The organism is Microcoleus sp. FACHB-831, from assembly GCF_014695585.1.
Classification (GTDB): domain Bacteria; phylum Cyanobacteriota; class Cyanobacteriia; order Cyanobacteriales; family FACHB-T130; genus FACHB-831.
This window is the reverse complement of record NZ_JACJON010000033.1, coordinates 13,862-28,050: the sequence shown is the minus strand read 5'-3', so window position 1 is coordinate 28,050 and position 14,189 is coordinate 13,862. Positions and strand designations below refer to the sequence as shown.

The 14,189-nt window shown below is 46.8% G+C and carries 18 protein-coding genes and 1 tRNA gene; 8 read left to right on the top strand and 11 right to left on the bottom strand.

Annotated elements, in window-relative coordinates:
- The first annotated feature begins 27 nt into the window (after positions 1-27).
- From H6F77_RS06970 to cbiE, 3 genes are all read left to right on the top strand, one after another.
- Positions 28-813, top strand: a complete 786-nt coding sequence (locus tag H6F77_RS06970; RefSeq protein WP_190486705.1) for a DUF1868 domain-containing protein — start codon at positions 28-30, stop codon at positions 811-813.
- A 59-nt stretch (positions 814-872) separates the two neighbouring features.
- Positions 873-1,496, top strand: a complete 624-nt coding sequence (locus H6F77_RS06965; protein WP_190486703.1) for a cobalt-precorrin-8X methylmutase — start codon at positions 873-875, stop codon at positions 1,494-1,496.
- Between the two features lie 62 nt (positions 1,497-1,558).
- A complete protein-coding gene (cbiE, locus tag H6F77_RS06960) occupies positions 1,559-2,836 on the top strand; it encodes a precorrin-6y C5,15-methyltransferase (decarboxylating) subunit CbiE (protein WP_190486701.1) in 1,278 nt (425 codons plus the stop codon).
- 110 nt (positions 2,837-2,946) lie between these two features.
- Here cbiE and H6F77_RS06955 read toward each other — a convergent pair whose 3' ends face one another.
- From H6F77_RS06955 to H6F77_RS06940, 4 genes are all read right to left on the bottom strand, one after another.
- The gene (locus H6F77_RS06955) at positions 2,947-3,621 is read right to left on the bottom strand and encodes a Coq4 family protein (protein ID WP_190486699.1); all 675 of its coding nucleotides are present in this window, start codon (positions 3,619-3,621) and stop codon (positions 2,947-2,949) included.
- A 128-nt stretch (positions 3,622-3,749) separates the two neighbouring features.
- Positions 3,750-4,601, bottom strand: coding sequence for a CPBP family intramembrane glutamic endopeptidase (locus H6F77_RS06950; protein WP_190486697.1), 852 nt, complete (start codon positions 4,599-4,601; stop codon positions 3,750-3,752).
- Positions 4,602-4,668: 67 nt separating this feature from the next.
- Positions 4,669-5,082 carry an AbrB/MazE/SpoVT family DNA-binding domain-containing protein gene (locus H6F77_RS06945; protein ID WP_190486695.1) on the bottom strand — a complete coding sequence of 138 codons (414 nt, stop codon included), beginning with the start codon at positions 5,080-5,082 and terminating at the stop codon, positions 4,669-4,671.
- A gap of 233 nt (positions 5,083-5,315) precedes the next feature.
- Positions 5,316-5,522, bottom strand: coding sequence for a hypothetical protein (locus H6F77_RS06940; RefSeq protein WP_190486693.1), 207 nt, complete (start codon positions 5,520-5,522; stop codon positions 5,316-5,318).
- On the opposite strand from H6F77_RS06940, the gene H6F77_RS06935 reads away from it, so the two are divergent.
- Positions 5,521-6,543, top strand: coding sequence for a succinate dehydrogenase/fumarate reductase iron-sulfur subunit (locus H6F77_RS06935; RefSeq protein WP_190486691.1), 1,023 nt, complete (start codon positions 5,521-5,523; stop codon positions 6,541-6,543). The genes H6F77_RS06940 and H6F77_RS06935 overlap by 2 nt on opposite strands.
- Positions 6,533-6,730, top strand: coding sequence for a CAB/ELIP/HLIP family chlorophyll-binding protein (locus tag H6F77_RS06930; RefSeq protein ID WP_190486688.1), 198 nt, complete (start codon positions 6,533-6,535; stop codon positions 6,728-6,730). The genes H6F77_RS06935 and H6F77_RS06930 overlap by 11 nt, the downstream gene beginning before the upstream one ends.
- A gap of 80 nt (positions 6,731-6,810) precedes the next feature.
- Here H6F77_RS06930 and H6F77_RS06925 read toward each other — a convergent pair whose 3' ends face one another.
- The 5 genes from H6F77_RS06925 to psbX all read right to left on the bottom strand — a co-directional run bounded on the left by H6F77_RS06925 (position 6,811) and on the right by psbX (position 9,722).
- On the bottom strand, positions 6,811-7,329 hold the full coding sequence (locus H6F77_RS06925) for a TolB family protein (RefSeq protein WP_190486686.1): 519 nt from the start codon (positions 7,327-7,329) through the stop codon (positions 6,811-6,813).
- Positions 7,329-7,850: a TolB family protein gene (locus H6F77_RS06920; RefSeq protein ID WP_190486684.1), complete on the bottom strand. Its 522-nt coding sequence runs from the start codon at positions 7,848-7,850 to the stop codon at positions 7,329-7,331. The genes H6F77_RS06925 and H6F77_RS06920 overlap by 1 nt, the downstream gene beginning before the upstream one ends.
- Positions 7,847-8,392: a TolB-like translocation protein gene (locus tag H6F77_RS06915; RefSeq protein WP_190486682.1), complete on the bottom strand. Its 546-nt coding sequence runs from the start codon at positions 8,390-8,392 to the stop codon at positions 7,847-7,849. The genes H6F77_RS06920 and H6F77_RS06915 overlap by 4 nt, the downstream gene beginning before the upstream one ends.
- 84 nt (positions 8,393-8,476) lie before the next feature.
- On the bottom strand, positions 8,477-9,355 hold the full coding sequence (locus H6F77_RS06910) for a Ycf66 family protein (RefSeq protein ID WP_190486680.1): 879 nt from the start codon (positions 9,353-9,355) through the stop codon (positions 8,477-8,479).
- A 247-nt stretch (positions 9,356-9,602) separates the two neighbouring features.
- On the bottom strand, positions 9,603-9,722 hold the full coding sequence (gene psbX, locus H6F77_RS06905; protein WP_190486678.1) for a photosystem II reaction center X protein: 120 nt from the start codon (positions 9,720-9,722) through the stop codon (positions 9,603-9,605).
- Positions 9,723-9,916: 194 nt separating this feature from the next.
- Here psbX and H6F77_RS06900 point away from each other — a divergent pair, with 194 nt between their 5' ends.
- Complete coding sequence (locus H6F77_RS06900) at positions 9,917-10,207, top strand: YggT family protein (protein ID WP_190486676.1); 291 nt, start codon at positions 9,917-9,919, stop codon at positions 10,205-10,207.
- A 91-nt stretch (positions 10,208-10,298) separates the two neighbouring features.
- Here H6F77_RS06900 and accC read toward each other — a convergent pair whose 3' ends face one another.
- On the bottom strand, positions 10,299-11,654 hold the full coding sequence (accC, locus tag H6F77_RS06895; protein WP_190486674.1) for an acetyl-CoA carboxylase biotin carboxylase subunit: 1,356 nt from the start codon (positions 11,652-11,654) through the stop codon (positions 10,299-10,301).
- Positions 11,655-11,805: 151 nt separating this feature from the next.
- On the opposite strand from accC, the gene H6F77_RS06890 reads away from it, so the two are divergent.
- Positions 11,806-11,886 (top strand) — tRNA-Leu (locus tag H6F77_RS06890).
- A gap of 138 nt (positions 11,887-12,024) precedes the next feature.
- On the top strand, positions 12,025-12,627 hold the full coding sequence (locus H6F77_RS06885) for a chorismate lyase (RefSeq protein WP_375335924.1): 603 nt from the start codon (positions 12,025-12,027) through the stop codon (positions 12,625-12,627).
- A 51-nt stretch (positions 12,628-12,678) separates the two neighbouring features.
- On the opposite strand, the gene purF is transcribed toward H6F77_RS06885, so the two are convergent.
- Entirely contained in the window at positions 12,679-14,160 is a 1,482-nt protein-coding gene (purF, locus tag H6F77_RS06880; protein ID WP_190486671.1) for an amidophosphoribosyltransferase, read from the bottom strand.
- Positions 14,161-14,189 lie beyond the last annotated feature (29 nt).

The window sequence follows — 14,189 nt, the reverse complement described above, 5'->3', positions numbered from 1 at the left end:
GAATCACCAGCAGCGAGGGGATCAAGATTGGACGAGACTTATCAGGTTTATCTAAATCGGGTAGCACGCCTGACGCTACCAGCAACCTACCAATCGCAAGTGCAGCACATACAGGAGTCTCCCAAGTTTCGGCCCCACCCAGATGGTGGCAGGCATCCGGTGGCTTTCCCTGGCTATACGGTGATAACGCCACCTTGGGTAGAAGACTCCGAGAGTTCATCATTTTACGCTACCTTGAAAAATTGCCAAGAGCAGCTTGTGCAGCAGCTAGACGCTGGGATGATGGTTCCGGTGCCTCCGGATAGCTTTCATTTAACCGTAGCTGACTTGATTTGGGATAGCGCTTACCGTCACGCTAGTGAGAAGCCTGATTTTGAGGTGCAACTGAGGGGAGCGATCGCCAAAAGTTTTGAGCAATATCAACAATCTACATCTGGCGGCAATCCGATTCGCTGGCAACCTCTAGGGTTGATGGTAATGCCCCGCGCTTTGGCTGTATGTTTACTACCCAAGGACGAACAAGCCTATGACCGGATATTGCAATTTCGCCGCTCAATTTATCAAAATCATAATTTGATTGGACTAGGTATTGAACAGCAATATCGCTTTACACCCCATGTTACTCTGGGGTATTTTGGGGATATTCCGCCTAACTTGGACAGCGATCGCTTCTGCACTACTCTTTCACAATTAAACGATCTTTGGCTTGACGGAGAATCCAAAGAACTATGGAGCCACCATGCAGAACTCCGCAAGTTTGACGATATGACGCACTATTATCGCGAACCCGATTGGCCTGTTTTGCAGTTTTAAAATCCTGAATTATGAACTATGAATTATAAAATTTATAGTTCATAATTTCATCACTTTTTATGAGTTTGCTAAATCATCCCATCTTGGAGCAAAGTTTTGCTGTAATCGATGCTGAGGTTGGCGAACATAACTTTAGCCCAGCCGAGTATGCGATTGTAAGGCGTGCGATCCACAGCACGGCTGATTTTGACTTTGCCAAGCTGATACGATTTAGTCCGGGAGCAATTGAAGGCGCGATCGCTTCTCTCATCCGCAACGTGCCAATTATTACAGATGTTGGCATGGTTAAACAGGGAGTCGCCACAATGGTGGCTAAAACTTTTAATAACCCCCTGATCGCCGCAGTGGAACAAGTATCCCACGCGCTACCGGGCAAAACGCGCACCGAAACAGGCTTAATGCAATGTTTCGGGCAATTTCCCGATGCCATATTTGTCATCGGTAATGCTCCTACAGCGCTGCTAGCTCTCTGCGCTGAGTTGCCACTAGCACCAGTCAAACCGTCTTTAGTAATTGGCGCCCCTGTTGGTTTTATCTCAGTATTAGAGTCAAAAGCAGCACTTGCTCAAGCACCAGTACCTCAAATTATCGTGGACGGGCGTAAGGGTGGTTCGCCTGTTGCGGCTGCAATTTTAAACGCCCTTTTAGTCTTGGCGTGGGAGGAAAAAGAAGGTAAAAAGTAAAAGGTTTTCATGCAAAAGTACTTCTTCCTTTTGCTTTTTTGTTTTTTACTTTTTACTTTTTTATGACACCAGTACACGTTGTTGGAATTGGCTTGGATGGCGCGGCTGGGCTAAGTCAAGCGGTGCGGCAAATTGTGGATGGGGCTACGCTATTGGTAGGAAGCGATCGCCACCTCAGCTATTTCTCAACTCATCCAGCACCGCGTCTGGTACTGCGAGACTTTACCCCAGCTATCGAGGAAATTCGCCAACGCCTAAACAATTTATCCGATGTAATTGTGGTACTGGTTAGTGGCGATCCTTTATTTTTTGGGTTAGGGAGGTTGCTGTTAGAAGAACTACCCACAGAACAATTAATATTTCACCCGCATCTGAGTTCAGTGCAGTTAGCATTTAACAAAATTAAAGTTCCTTGGCAAGATGCGCGGGTTGTTAGCGCACACGGGCGATCGCTGGATGAGTTAATCCAAGCGCTGCAACAAGGTGTAGAGAAGATTGCAGTATTAACAGATGGGACGAATACACCGAATGCGATCGCGCGACTCTTACTTGCTTTAGATTTACCTAGCTATTATCAGTTTTGGGTATGTGAAAATTTAGGTGGTATTGATGAGCGAGTGCAGTTTTTTCCATTAGAAGATAGAGGAGATAAAGCGGCGTCTCTCCGACAACAGAATTTTGCACCTTTGAATGTGGTGGTATTGCTGCGCCAGCCTAAATCAGATGCACAAATAAATCTGAATTTAGATGCTTTGCCGCATTTGGGATTGCCTGATGCAACTTTTTTAAGTTTTAGCGATCGCCCCGGATTAATGACTAAGCGAGAAGTGCGCGTTCTCGTATTAGGAGAACTAGCACTAAAACCAGGACAAATTATCTGGGACATAGGCGCGGGTACGGGTTCAGTTTCCATCGAAATTGCCCGATTATTCCCTCTTTCTAAGATATATGCCATTGAGAAAACAGCAGCGGGTACAAGTTTAATTGAACAAAATTGTCAGCGCTTCCAAGTGGAAAATGTTATCTCCATTCACGGTACAGCACCAGCTGTATTAGATCAGCTACCAGAACCAGATCGCATCTTTATTGGTGGTAGCGGTGGTAATTTGAGTGAAATTTTAGATGTTTGTAGTAGCAAATTGACAGCTTGTGGCGTGTTGGTGCTGGCGCTGGCTACTTTGGAACATCTGAATGCGGGTTTGGGATGGTTGCGCGATCGCGGTTGGGATTACCAGTTGTTGCAAGTGCAGCTATCGCGTTCCGTACCAATCGCACACTTGACACGGTTTTCTCCTCTAAATCCCGTTACGATTGTAAGCGCAACTCGCGCAGTTAAGTGAAATCCTTTACTGAAGCACCGCGCCTGATGACCAGAACTAATTATTGGCTGTGAGTAAGAGATGCACCGCTAAAGACAAAGCGCGATCGCGCTGTTTTCTTATTATTTAAATCAAGCAGATTTAGTTATAGGTTCAACATTCATTTCAGCCCTCCACTCTGCTAACGGCTTCTCCCAATTCTCTTCCCACTTCTGTGCTAAGAAGGGTTTTGCCTTTAAACCCATGCTATATCCCTTGCCAATTATGCTCATCACATCAGTCAAATCATCTGCGGACTTGAGCAGAGTATTCAAAATTACTCCCGCCATAATCGCCACTGATGTAGGTGTGTGAGTTTGAGCGAGATAAAATCCTTGTAGTCCTACCTCTCCTGCTGGATCGGTGCCAAAACCTGTTATCTGGTGCCAAATATCGTGGGTTTGTCGTAGGCGTAATGAAATGTAGGTGTTATCGTCCTGTACTTGAATTTTTCGGTAAAATTCCGGGTCAAAATTTGACCCCTTCATATAAGAAGCATATCTATAACCAAGGGATTCTTCGGGTAATTTCAGCAGTGCTTCCATATCCGGAGTTGGAGCAATATAGCGTTCTTTTACAATAGGCTGAATCTCCGGTTGAGATTTCAGGTACTCCATCGAAAGTTGATAAGTCTCGGTATGGCGAAATCCCTCGGCCATATCAAAAACTGAGTCTGTTTCACCAGGATCTCTAGCAAAGCTAATAAACCCTTTCAACCCAGTTAAATACTCCAGGTGCATTTGTTTATTCAATTCAATGGCTGTCATAAAAATTCCTCGCTTTGTGGTTGCTGGAATTCTCTACAACAGCTCCATCCTATATTCCGGTAGCGATAAACTTTTTTTCTCTGAGGAAGCGTTTTCGGGAACTACAATGCGATCGCCTTGCTTTACCACTAACCAGAAAATGACCACAAAACCGCAGCAGTTCCTAACAAACAAACAATTCCCGCACCCCCAGCTAAGGGTTTTTCTCCTATTCCAGTCATCCAGGCTGGGACGACGCTTGTGTAATTAATCAACCTAGCTGTATCCAGGCTAGCAATTCCCCAAATCCAACCCGCGTGCAATCCCCAAGCTAAACCTAAACTGCCACCATCTACAATCCGCGCCAGCACTAATACCATCCCCATCAGCCACAATCCTGGTATTTGTGGCAATGTCTCTTGCTGTTCCCAAACTAAGTGCAGCAAAGCAAAAATGACGCTAGATATTGCCGCCGCCACTAAGACTGAATAGTCCTGCTGTAGTACATTTAGCAGAAATCCTCGAAATATTAATTCCTCAATTCCACTTACCAACAGTCCTATTAACAGCGTTGGCAACAAGATAGATTTGCTTATCGATAGCCAATCTCGTGGCTTTTCTTCCTTTTGCCACTCAATCCAACCCAGCATCGATTGCAAGCCAAATATTACTGCCAGACTTAGGACACCCAAGCCTAACCCCAGGCTTAGTGAAACTAGGGTAGAAAGTTTCCACTCTAATCCATAATCGGAAAAAGACGACCCCTCCGCCCAAGATGCTCCCCACACAATTAAAGGAGCGATAAGATAAAGCGAAGCTAGTAGAGGTAGCTTTTGCTCTACTTTCAGAGGGCTTAGGGGACGCCATTTCAGCACTATTGCCACAGGAATGGCCAGTGGCAACCAAAGACCTGCCCAGACTAAGAAAAAAGCGATCGCTTTCAACAGTCCAGTCGATGAAGCAATTGCTGCTTGTAACTGACCATATCCTTTGTCAAACATAGCGATACTTCCTCAAATTGCCAGGGCGATTTGTTAGAAGCACCCTACGCCTAGATACTTAAAGTTCCTATTCTTCATCCTCCTCTTCGTCTTCCTCTCCGAGGATCTTTTTATCAGCATCCATCTGAATTAGGTGGATGTGCTTGTAGCCCAATTTTATTTCAAATTCATCGCCGGACTTTAATCCCATCGCTGCCGTGTACGTTGCACCAATAACAATTTGTCCGTTTTTGTGTACGCTCACGCGATAAGTCGCCTCTCGGCCACGCCCATCTTTTGTTCCCTCTGGATCGAGAGGAACGCCCTTTGCTGCCAGCACCGCATCATAAAAATCTGTTAAGTTGACGCGAGTCTGGTTATTCTTAGTCACGGTGTAATATCCGCAGCTTTTTGCTGTTTCTCGCCGTGGTAAGTTTGAAAGTTCTTTTACTTTTTGAAGTAGTGCTTTCCCTGTCAAGGGACTTTTTTGTGTTTCAGTCATTGCTTTAGAAATTATCCTTCAATGTAACAGTATAGTAAATATAGCCTTAGTTCAATCCTTTAGTCTTATAAAAAATATATACTTAAATATCTCGGCTTTGACAAGTATTTTTTAAAATTTAATTTTAAAATTAGAAATTTTAGATCAAGCACATTTGGGTATCAATACTTAATGTTAGTGGCAGAAAAAGCTAACTTTTTGCCAGCGTCCAGGTTTTACAGCGCAATAGCACTCTAGTCTTTAATGCTGGAAGAGGTTGAAACTATTAGACTATAAGCAGTGGCAGAAAAATCATCGCCCAACTCTAAAACGTGTGTCAGAGAATTGACAGCAGCATATCTGGTAATAGCTCTGTTTGGTGGTGCGCTAACTACCTGCACGAAGTAAGATAACGGCAGATTTATGATGCGAGTGTTTAGATTATAAGATCCAGGCGTCATGCAAGTAATTTTTAAGGTCATTCGGCAGGAGCAAAATTCCTCCCCTAAAGTTCAGACTTATCAGCTGGATGTTGATGCAGGCAATACAATTTTAGATTGCTTAAATCGCATTAAGTGGGAGCAGGATGGTAGTTTGGCATATCGCAAAAATTGTCGCAACACCATTTGCGGTAGCTGTTCTATGCGAATCAACGGTCGTTCTGCGCTGGCTTGTAAGGAAAATGTTGGCAGTGAATTGGCACGGTTCCCACAAACATCAAGTGGAATTCCAGAAATCACCATCGCGCCAATGGGCAATATGCCTGTAATTAAGGATTTGGTGGTGGATATGAGTAGCTTCTGGGATAACCTCGAAGCAGTTGAACCGTATGTCAGCACGGGTGCGCGGCAGGTTCCGGAAAGAGAATTTTTGCAGACGCCAGAAGAGCGATCGCGCCTTGACCAAACTGGTAATTGTATTCTCTGCGGTGCTTGTTATTCTGAATGCAATGCCCGCGAGGTAAATCCAGAATTTGTTGGCCCGCATGCGCTAGCAAAAGCTTACCGGATGGTAGCAGATTCTCGCGATGCCCAGACAGAACCTCGCTTGGAAAAATACAACGTTGGCACAGCGGGGGTTTGGGGTTGCACCCGCTGTTTTTACTGCAATACAGTCTGCCCAATGGGCGTAGCGCCCATGGATCAAATCGGTAAGATTAAACAGGAAATACTCGACCGTAAAGACGATCAAGCCAGCCGCTCTATCCGCCACCGGAAAGTATTAATCGAACTGGTTAAAGAAGGAGGTTGGATTGATGAGCGCCAGTTTGGTTTGCAGGTAGTAGGTAATTCTTTTCGAGATATTAAGGGGTTGATAAGCTTGGGGCCGTTGGGGTTAAGGATGTTAGCGCGGGGCAAGTTTCCTTTTTCCTTCGAGCCTTCAGAGGGAGCCGATGTAGTGCGATCGCTCATTGAATCCGTACAAAATCTAGAAGTACAATCCCAGGAGTCTATTTCTTCCACTACAACTCATGAATCCTGAAACCAACACCACTCCCTCAGCTCAACCATCGCTCCAAGAAAACTACAACCAGCCAGAACCCGCTTTTGGCTTTTCCTCTTACGCCGAACAACTGAACGGACGCTTCGCCATGATTGGTTTTGTCGGTCTATTGTTGCTGGAATTGTTCACGCAGCAAGACCTCTTTACCTGGCTCGGCTTGCGTTAGCAATTACAAGAACCAAGTAATTTTTACTATCAAGCCTAGTTAGTAAAGTGGGCACTGCCCACCTTACTAACTAATGTTTATTATCGAGCCGGGGTTGAACTAGCACCTCTATCTACAACAGCAATATGCCATTGACCTAGTTGGCTAGTTTCAAAAGCCACATAGCGTCCATCCCCGGTAATTGTTGGATGGCGTACCGAACCTCGGATATCTACAGTTAACAGTTGTGTAGCCCCGGTTTGGCGATTGTAGATCAAAATATCCGTCTTACCCCGCTCTGTAGAAACATAAGCAATAAACTGACCATTTGCACTCAGCGCAGGTTGATCCTGGCTGGAGTCCCCACGATTTAGATTGGGTAAATCGACAAGACGACGTTCTTGTAAGTCGTATAAAAATATATCTCTGTTGTTATTCCGGTCTGAAGCAAAGGCCAGATATCTACCATCGCTGCTATAAGCTGGGTACTCGTCCGGTGTCTGGCTATTAATTCCACCTGTAAGGATTTGCGGTTGCGATGCGAACAGCTGCGTGCAGCCACCTATGCTCAATACAGCTGCTAACAAAATTAATAAACCCCAATCGAGCTGCAATTTCATCAATAAGTTGGAAAATTAAGCGGTTGCCCCGATTTGTCATAAACTCTAATATCCCACTGACCATTCTCGCTAGACTCAAAGGCAACAGTACTGCCATCAGCGCTAATGCTTGGGTTCCGCACCTCTGCTTGCAAGGTTTCTGTAAGATTCCTTAGCTGGCGTAGTTCGCGGTCGTAGAGATAAATTCCTGACTTGCCTTGGCGACTACCCGTAAAAACTATGTAACGACCGTTTTCTGAAACGGCTGGGTGAGAGCCAATCATATCTAGAGCATTTAATCCAGGTAGATCGACCAAGCGCTGCTCTACAGCATCAAACATATAAATATCTTGCCTGCCCCGCCTATCGGAGGTAAAGACAATGTAACGGTTGGCAATCTGAGGATTTAATTCTGACGCTGGGCTATTTAAGCTGCGCCCTCCTGGATCGGAGGGAAAGATCAAAAGGCGACCTGAGCTGTTACAACTGCTTAACAACCCAGCTAAGACAACAACTGCTGATAGAAATAATGAACTCTTCACTGTCGGGGGGATGGGCTGCCATCTGGGATATCTAACTCAATATTAGGCCCCCTGTCTAGTACTTCTATTTCCCATTGTCCCTTGGTGCCGCTTTCAAAGGCTATGTAGCGACCATCAGGACTGATACTGGGATGTCGCACCCAACCGCGATACCCGATGCTGAGAACTTGTGTAGATTTTGTGATGCGGTCGTAGAGTTCGACTTCGGGGCGTCCCTGGTCGCTGGCCATGTAAACAATATAACGAGCGGTGTGGCTTAGGCTAGGGCTGTCTGCGATCGCATCTTCTCTATTCAATCTCGGCAATTCTACAAACTGCTTCTGTTGCAAGTCATACAGCAATATCTGCTGCTTGCCGTTCCGGTTGGATACAAATGCCATAAAGCGACCGTTGCCACTAAGCGTCGGTTGCTCATCCGTGTAACGACTGTTGAGGGCTGTTGGCCCCACAGGATTATTAACTGGGCTACAGGCTGCGACTAACCCGGCAATGCTTAACCAGATACCACACCTTACCCAGCGACCCAAAGTGGCAGGCAACATTCACTTATCCGCACAACGAAGGAGGATTTTTTCTAGTAAGGGCGTCAAGGTTCCGCCCTTACACCAAATTATCGCCCAATAGTTTTAAAAATCGTCTTTATCGAAATTGCGCGAGTTATCGCCTTCGTCTTCGGGGTAGTCTACGGGTTTGTAATCCACGTAGTCTGCTGGTGTTGCTTCGTCCTCTGATGAATTACGTGATGAATTACGTCGAGATACGGAATCTTCAGGCGGACGACGTTTTCTTGGTTTGGTGGCAGTATCAGGATCGCGGTTGTCTAGATCTGGGATATCGCTACTGCTAGGACGACGCGCTTTCCTACCTGTGTTAGCCGATGTATCTAAATCATCAACGCCGTTTGAAGAACCCCACTCATCTTCCGATCTTGCAGGGCGACGGCTTTCGGGACGGGGGCGAGACTTGCGCGATCGCGTAGCTTGTCCGCCGTAAGAGTCTCTCTCTCCTCCCCGCTCGCCTCCTGGCGCTGGTCTTTCAGTACCACCCCGGCTGCTTGAACGACGACGGGGTTCATCTTCATAGCTTTCGCGGCTGCTTCTAGAATCTAGAGTTCCTCTAATACGGCGTCTGGGGGGTTCTTCGTCCATTGGCTCTAGTTCATCTAATTCTGCTCGATAGACCTTGCTAACGGTTCGCTCCTCATCCACAAAGCGATCGCTCCGTTGTTTTGCCTGCTCTGTTGCCACACCCCGCAGTCTAATGCTCTCAACTGCAAAAAATATAGCCGAGCCTGTCAGCAAAACCTGACCGAATTGCAAAATTGGGTCTAGCCGCCATCCCTGAAAGAGCAGAATGAAGCCGCACAACAGACCTATAGCCGCAAAAAATATATCGTGATCTCTTGATAGCTCTGGACGCACGGAGCGCAGGAAATATAATCCTGCCCCCGCCACCGCCAGAAAAATTCCCAAAATACTGGCTGAGTTTAGCCCAAAATTTACCATTGCTTTTTTCCGTGCGTCAGTTCTATGTTAGCGACTCACAATTAAAATTTCTAATTCGATGTTAGTCCACTAAGGCGCTTTTTTTTTATAACTCAGAAACCCGTTTTCTACACGAAAACGGGTTTTTTCAACTCTACGGGTTTTACCATCTAGCTTTAGATACACAAAACCTCAGTTTATGGTCACAGAGCAACTCTATTTTTAGTTGTTCTAGTTTCCAACTGAGGTTTCAGGAGGCTACACAAATTTAAGAACGCTGGATCTTATCCTTTTGGCTGATAAAAATCAAGGCAACCGTTGCCGGAATCACTACAATCACGCCACCCCACAGGAGGCTGTACAAAAAGTTTGCTAATGAAGGCGTCATAGTCTTCGCTCTCTTTACAAGGATTTCTTTTTATTAATTTTAACGATCTCTTCTCACCTTGAGAAGAGCGTTAAAGATCCTACAATTTGCCTCTCACACAGGGATTCGTCGGTTTGAGCCACTTAATCACCGTCTGGAGCTAAGTTAAAATGATATAGCAATTTGGTTACAAAAGTTAAAAAATATAGTTGTTAATGGACGCTACTACCCTTGCCAGTTGGCTTATTGGTCCACTTGTGGGCTTGATGACCTTTTTGTTTATCTTTCGGATTGTCCTTACTTGGTATCCCCAAGTAGATCTCAATCGTTTTCCCTTCAATCTCATCGCGTGGCCCACAGAACCTTTTTTGATACCGACGCGAAAATTAATTCCCCCCTTGGGTGGCGTAGACATCAGCCCTATCGTTTGGGTGGGCATTTGCAGCCTCATCCGCGAGATTCTTTTAGGACAGCAAGGCCTTTTAACGATGATGGCATCTAGGTAATGGCGGATTAGGGATTGGGAAGATTATTCCCCAGTAGAGACGTAGATTTATCGGCGTCTCCCCTTCCCCAGCCCCTATTCCCCATGCCCCATTACCCCTTACCAGACTGCATGACCTGCTCAACAAAATTCGTGTATACTTCCCCGCGCAAGAATTCAGGATTTTCCAAAATCTTTTGGTGGAAGCTAAGAGTAGTTGGCAGCCCAGTGATAGCACACTCGCGCAGTGCCCGTTTCATTCGCCTAATCGCTGCTGGACGGTCTGGCCCCCAAACGATTAATTTGCCAATTAGCGAGTCGTAGTAAGGCGGAATTTCATAATCTGTGTAGACGTGAGAATCCATCCGGACGCCTGGGCCACCGGGAGGTAAATAGCCGCTGATGCGCCCCGGCTGCGGTCGGAAGTTGCGCTCCGGATCTTCTGCATTAATCCGGCATTCAATCGCATGGCCTCTAAGAACCACTTGGTCTTGGGTAAGCTGTAGTTTTTCCCCCTGAGCTACGTTAATTTGTTCTGCTATCAAGTCCAATCCGGCGATCATCTCAGTTACGGGATGCTCAACTTGAATGCGGGTGTTCATTTCCATGAAGTAGAATTCGCCGGTGGGAGCTAGTAGAAACTCTACCGTGCCTGCTCCAAGGTAGTTGATTGACTTGGCTGCCATCACGGCGGCGGTGCCCATTTTTTCTCGGAGTTCTTGGCTCAAAGCTGGGCTTGGTGCTTCTTCTAGTAACTTTTGATGCCGTCGTTGGATGGAGCAATCTCGTTCGCCTAAGTGGATGACATTGCCGTAGCTATCAGCCAGTATTTGAAATTCGATGTGCCGCGGACGGTCGATAAATTTTTCTAGATAGACGCCAGCATTGCCGAAAGCTGCTTCGGCTTCTCCCTGTGCGGCTTGGAAGAGTTTGCTCAGGTCGCTTTCTTCGCGCACTAAACGCATTCCTCGTCCGCCACCGCCAGCCGTTGCTTTGATCATTACGGGATAGCCAATTTTACGGGCGATCGCTATGGCTTCTTTGTCTGACTCCACCAGCCCATCACTTCCCGGTATTGTGGGCACTCCAGCCCGTTGCATGGTTTCTTTAGCAGTTGATTTATCTCCCATTGCCCGAATTGCCTCCGGCTGAGGGCCTATGAAAGAAATCTGGTGATCGGCGCATATCTCTGCAAAACGCGCATTTTCTGCTAAAAACCCATACCCGGGATGAATTGCCCCTGCATTGCGCGTCAGAGCCGCAGCAATAATATTTGGAATGTTTAGATAACTTTTTCCGCTGGGGGGTTCTCCAATGCAAACAGCTTCGTCGGCCAGCTGGACGTGGAGGGCGTGCTTGTCAATCGTAGAATGAACGGCAACTGTGGCAATACCCATTTCTTCGCAGGTACGGAGAATCCGCAGGGCAATTTCTCCGCGATTGGCAATTAAAATTTTTGAAAACCGCATCTTCGGTGCTTTTTGATTCCCTATTCAGTAGAATAGACCCTTCGGAGATCCGCTGAAAAATATTTCAGATCGCGCTAATGGTGCTAATATATATGAGCGATGATGAAATTGATTAGTTCATTTTTCATTATTTCGTTTTTGTAGTTCATAAGCGGATGTGGCGGAATTGGTATACGCGCACGCTTGAGGTGCGTGTGGCTTTGCCTTGCGAGTTCGAGTCTCGCCATCCGCATATTTTACTAATGAGTGCTGAGTAGCAATTGAAAAGTTACTCGGCACTCATATTTTTTTCTGGGGTATGTTCCCACCATGTAAAATTTTATGTTTTCATAGAACTGATGAAGATTTGTAAAGAAATTTGGCTTCAACTCTGAGACCCGCAAACAGCGTCGCCCTGCCAACAGCATGGTATCCTCTAAACCCGATTTGGCAGGGTAAGGAAGCAGCAGTGCAGCAAGGATTGCCTCACAGCCAGCTAGCACCAGCTTGGCAGATATTACTGCTGGGCGATGGTTCGCCGACACGTCACCTACAGTTGCTGACTGGCGAACCTACGGAAGTGGATGTAATTGATATGTCGCTTGTTGGCATGGATGGCGATCGCGCCCCCGACCAGATAAACTTTGTGCCAGGGCCGCGTCTGCGCCGTCAAGTCTGGCTGCGTACACCGTCGGGCCAGCGGTTGGCTTATGCTACGTCTTGGTGGGAAGCCAGCCACGTAGATGAATATTTACAAAATCGCTCTTTGCCAATTTGGGCAAGTCTTGCTCATCTGCGGACTGAGTTGTATCGAGATGTTCAAGGGATTTACTACGGTAACTCTACTGCTTTAGAGGCAGCGTTTGGCGAAAATGGGCCATTTTGGGGACGCCACTATCTGTTTTGGCATCATGGAAAGCCGTTGACGCTGATTTATGAGGTTTTTTCCCCTTACTTGACTAAATACCTGGGGCCGACACATACACAAGGCTAACGGGTAATAAAAAGAAGGGAATGCTTTAAAAGCATTCCCTTCTTTTTATTTTTATACTGTGACGGCCTTTTCCAACATGAGCTTAGAGCGTTTAACTGGCTCCGGCACAGAAATGGGGTAGTCGCCAGTAAAACAAGCCGAACAGAAACTATTAGGATCTTCGCCTGTAGCTTTGAGCATTCCTGCCCAACTGAGATAAGCTAGCGAATCAACACCAATCTGCTGGGCAATTTCGGCAACCGACTTAGTAGCGGCAATGAGTTGGTCTTGGCTATCCGTGTCAATGCCGTAAAAGCAGGGGTGAGTCACAGGGGGAGAGGAAACTCTCATGTGAACTTCCGTCGCACCAGCATCGCGCAAGGCTTTAACAAGTTTGCGGCTTGTGGTTCCCCGCACAATGGAGTCATCAACAATTATTACTCGCTTCCCAGCCAGGACATCTTTAAGGGGGTTGAGCTTCATACGGATGCCAGCTTCGCGCATTTTCTGCGTAGGCTGGATGAAGGTACGACCGACGTAGCGATTTTTTATCAGACCTTCGGCGTAGGTGATGCCAGATGCTTGGGAAAAACCGATAGCAGCCGGAATGCCAGAATCAGGCACGCCGATAACGATGTCGGCTTCAACTAGACTTTCGCTAGCTAGTTGGCGTCCCAGCCGCATTCTGTAGGTATACAAACTTTCGTCATGCATTACGCTATCAGGGCGGGCAAAGTAAATCATCTCGAATATGCAAAGCTTGCGCTTTGGTTGTTCTGCCCAGAACTGAGAGGTCATTCCGCTTTCGGTGATCCAAACTAATTCTCCGGGCTGGACATCGCGCAGGTAATCTGCACCAATAATGTCTAAAGCGCAAGTCTCTGATGCAAGTACATAGCGTGTAGGACGGTTGTCTTCGTCTCTTTCCAGCGTGCCAATTACCAGGGGGCGGATGCCGTTGGGATCGCGCACGCCCATAAGCCCTGCTGGAGTACCGATGACTAAACTAAAGGCTCCTTTGCATTGCTGAAATGCGTTAATGGCTCCTTCTAACCAGTCTTTGCCTGCGTTAACTTCTTCTCCTACCATCAACGCGATCGCTTCTGAATCTGTCGTTGTAATTAGGTTGCAGTTGCGGTTGAGCAACTCTTCGCGCAGGGGGGCTGTATTAATTAAGTTGCCATTGTGTGCCAGTGCTAGCTTGCCCAAACGAGTTTCTACAACAGCTGGCTGGGCGTTAACGACGCGGCTCGATCCAGTGGTCGAATAGCGGGTATGGCCAACCGCCATATCTCCAGGTAGCTGGCTCAATTTTGCTTCGCTAAAAACCTGGGACACCAACCCCATATCTTTGTGCAGATGCACCTTTTCTCCCTCAAAGGTGGCAATTCCGGCAGATTCCTGACCCCGGTGTTGTAGGGCGTATAAGCCAAAATAGGTCAGTTTAGCTACATCTTCCTCTGGTGCGTAGATGCCAAATACACCGCAGGCTTCCTCTGGCTTATCTGGATGCCCATCGCGGTCTTCAGAGGTTAAGGAATTGTTGGGAATCATGCTCCGGCGTGGCTCCTAGTTGGGATAGT

What these genes read in the sequence shown, in the direction of transcription:
- H6F77_RS06965 (WP_190486703.1), top strand. Translation starts at nt 873, where the DNA reads ATGAGTTTGCTAAATCATCCCATCTTGGAGCAAAGTTTTGCTGTAATC.
- cbiE (WP_190486701.1), top strand. Translation starts at nt 1,559, where the DNA reads ATGACACCAGTACACGTTGTTGGAATTGGCTTGGATGGCGCGGCTGGG.
- H6F77_RS06955 (WP_190486699.1), bottom strand. Translation starts at nt 3,621, where the DNA reads ATGACAGCCATTGAATTGAATAAACAAATGCACCTGGAGTATTTAACT.
- H6F77_RS06950 (WP_190486697.1), bottom strand. Translation starts at nt 4,601, where the DNA reads ATGTTTGACAAAGGATATGGTCAGTTACAAGCAGCAATTGCTTCATCG.
- H6F77_RS06945 (WP_190486695.1), bottom strand. Translation starts at nt 5,082, where the DNA reads ATGACTGAAACACAAAAAAGTCCCTTGACAGGGAAAGCACTACTTCAA.
- H6F77_RS06935 (WP_190486691.1), top strand. Translation starts at nt 5,521, where the DNA reads ATGCAAGTAATTTTTAAGGTCATTCGGCAGGAGCAAAATTCCTCCCCT.
- H6F77_RS06940 (WP_190486693.1), bottom strand. Translation starts at nt 5,522, where the DNA reads ATGACGCCTGGATCTTATAATCTAAACACTCGCATCATAAATCTGCCG.
- H6F77_RS06930 (WP_190486688.1), top strand. Translation starts at nt 6,533, where the DNA reads ATGAATCCTGAAACCAACACCACTCCCTCAGCTCAACCATCGCTCCAA.
- H6F77_RS06925 (WP_190486686.1), bottom strand. Translation starts at nt 7,329, where the DNA reads ATGAAATTGCAGCTCGATTGGGGTTTATTAATTTTGTTAGCAGCTGTA.
- H6F77_RS06915 (WP_190486682.1), bottom strand. Translation starts at nt 8,392, where the DNA reads ATGTTGCCTGCCACTTTGGGTCGCTGGGTAAGGTGTGGTATCTGGTTA.
- H6F77_RS06910 (WP_190486680.1), bottom strand. Translation starts at nt 9,355, where the DNA reads ATGGTAAATTTTGGGCTAAACTCAGCCAGTATTTTGGGAATTTTTCTG.
- psbX (WP_190486678.1), bottom strand. Translation starts at nt 9,722, where the DNA reads ATGACGCCTTCATTAGCAAACTTTTTGTACAGCCTCCTGTGGGGTGGC.
- H6F77_RS06900 (WP_190486676.1), top strand. Translation starts at nt 9,917, where the DNA reads ATGGACGCTACTACCCTTGCCAGTTGGCTTATTGGTCCACTTGTGGGC.
- accC (WP_190486674.1), bottom strand. Translation starts at nt 11,654, where the DNA reads ATGCGGTTTTCAAAAATTTTAATTGCCAATCGCGGAGAAATTGCCCTG.
- purF (WP_190486671.1), bottom strand. Translation starts at nt 14,160, where the DNA reads ATGATTCCCAACAATTCCTTAACCTCTGAAGACCGCGATGGGCATCCA.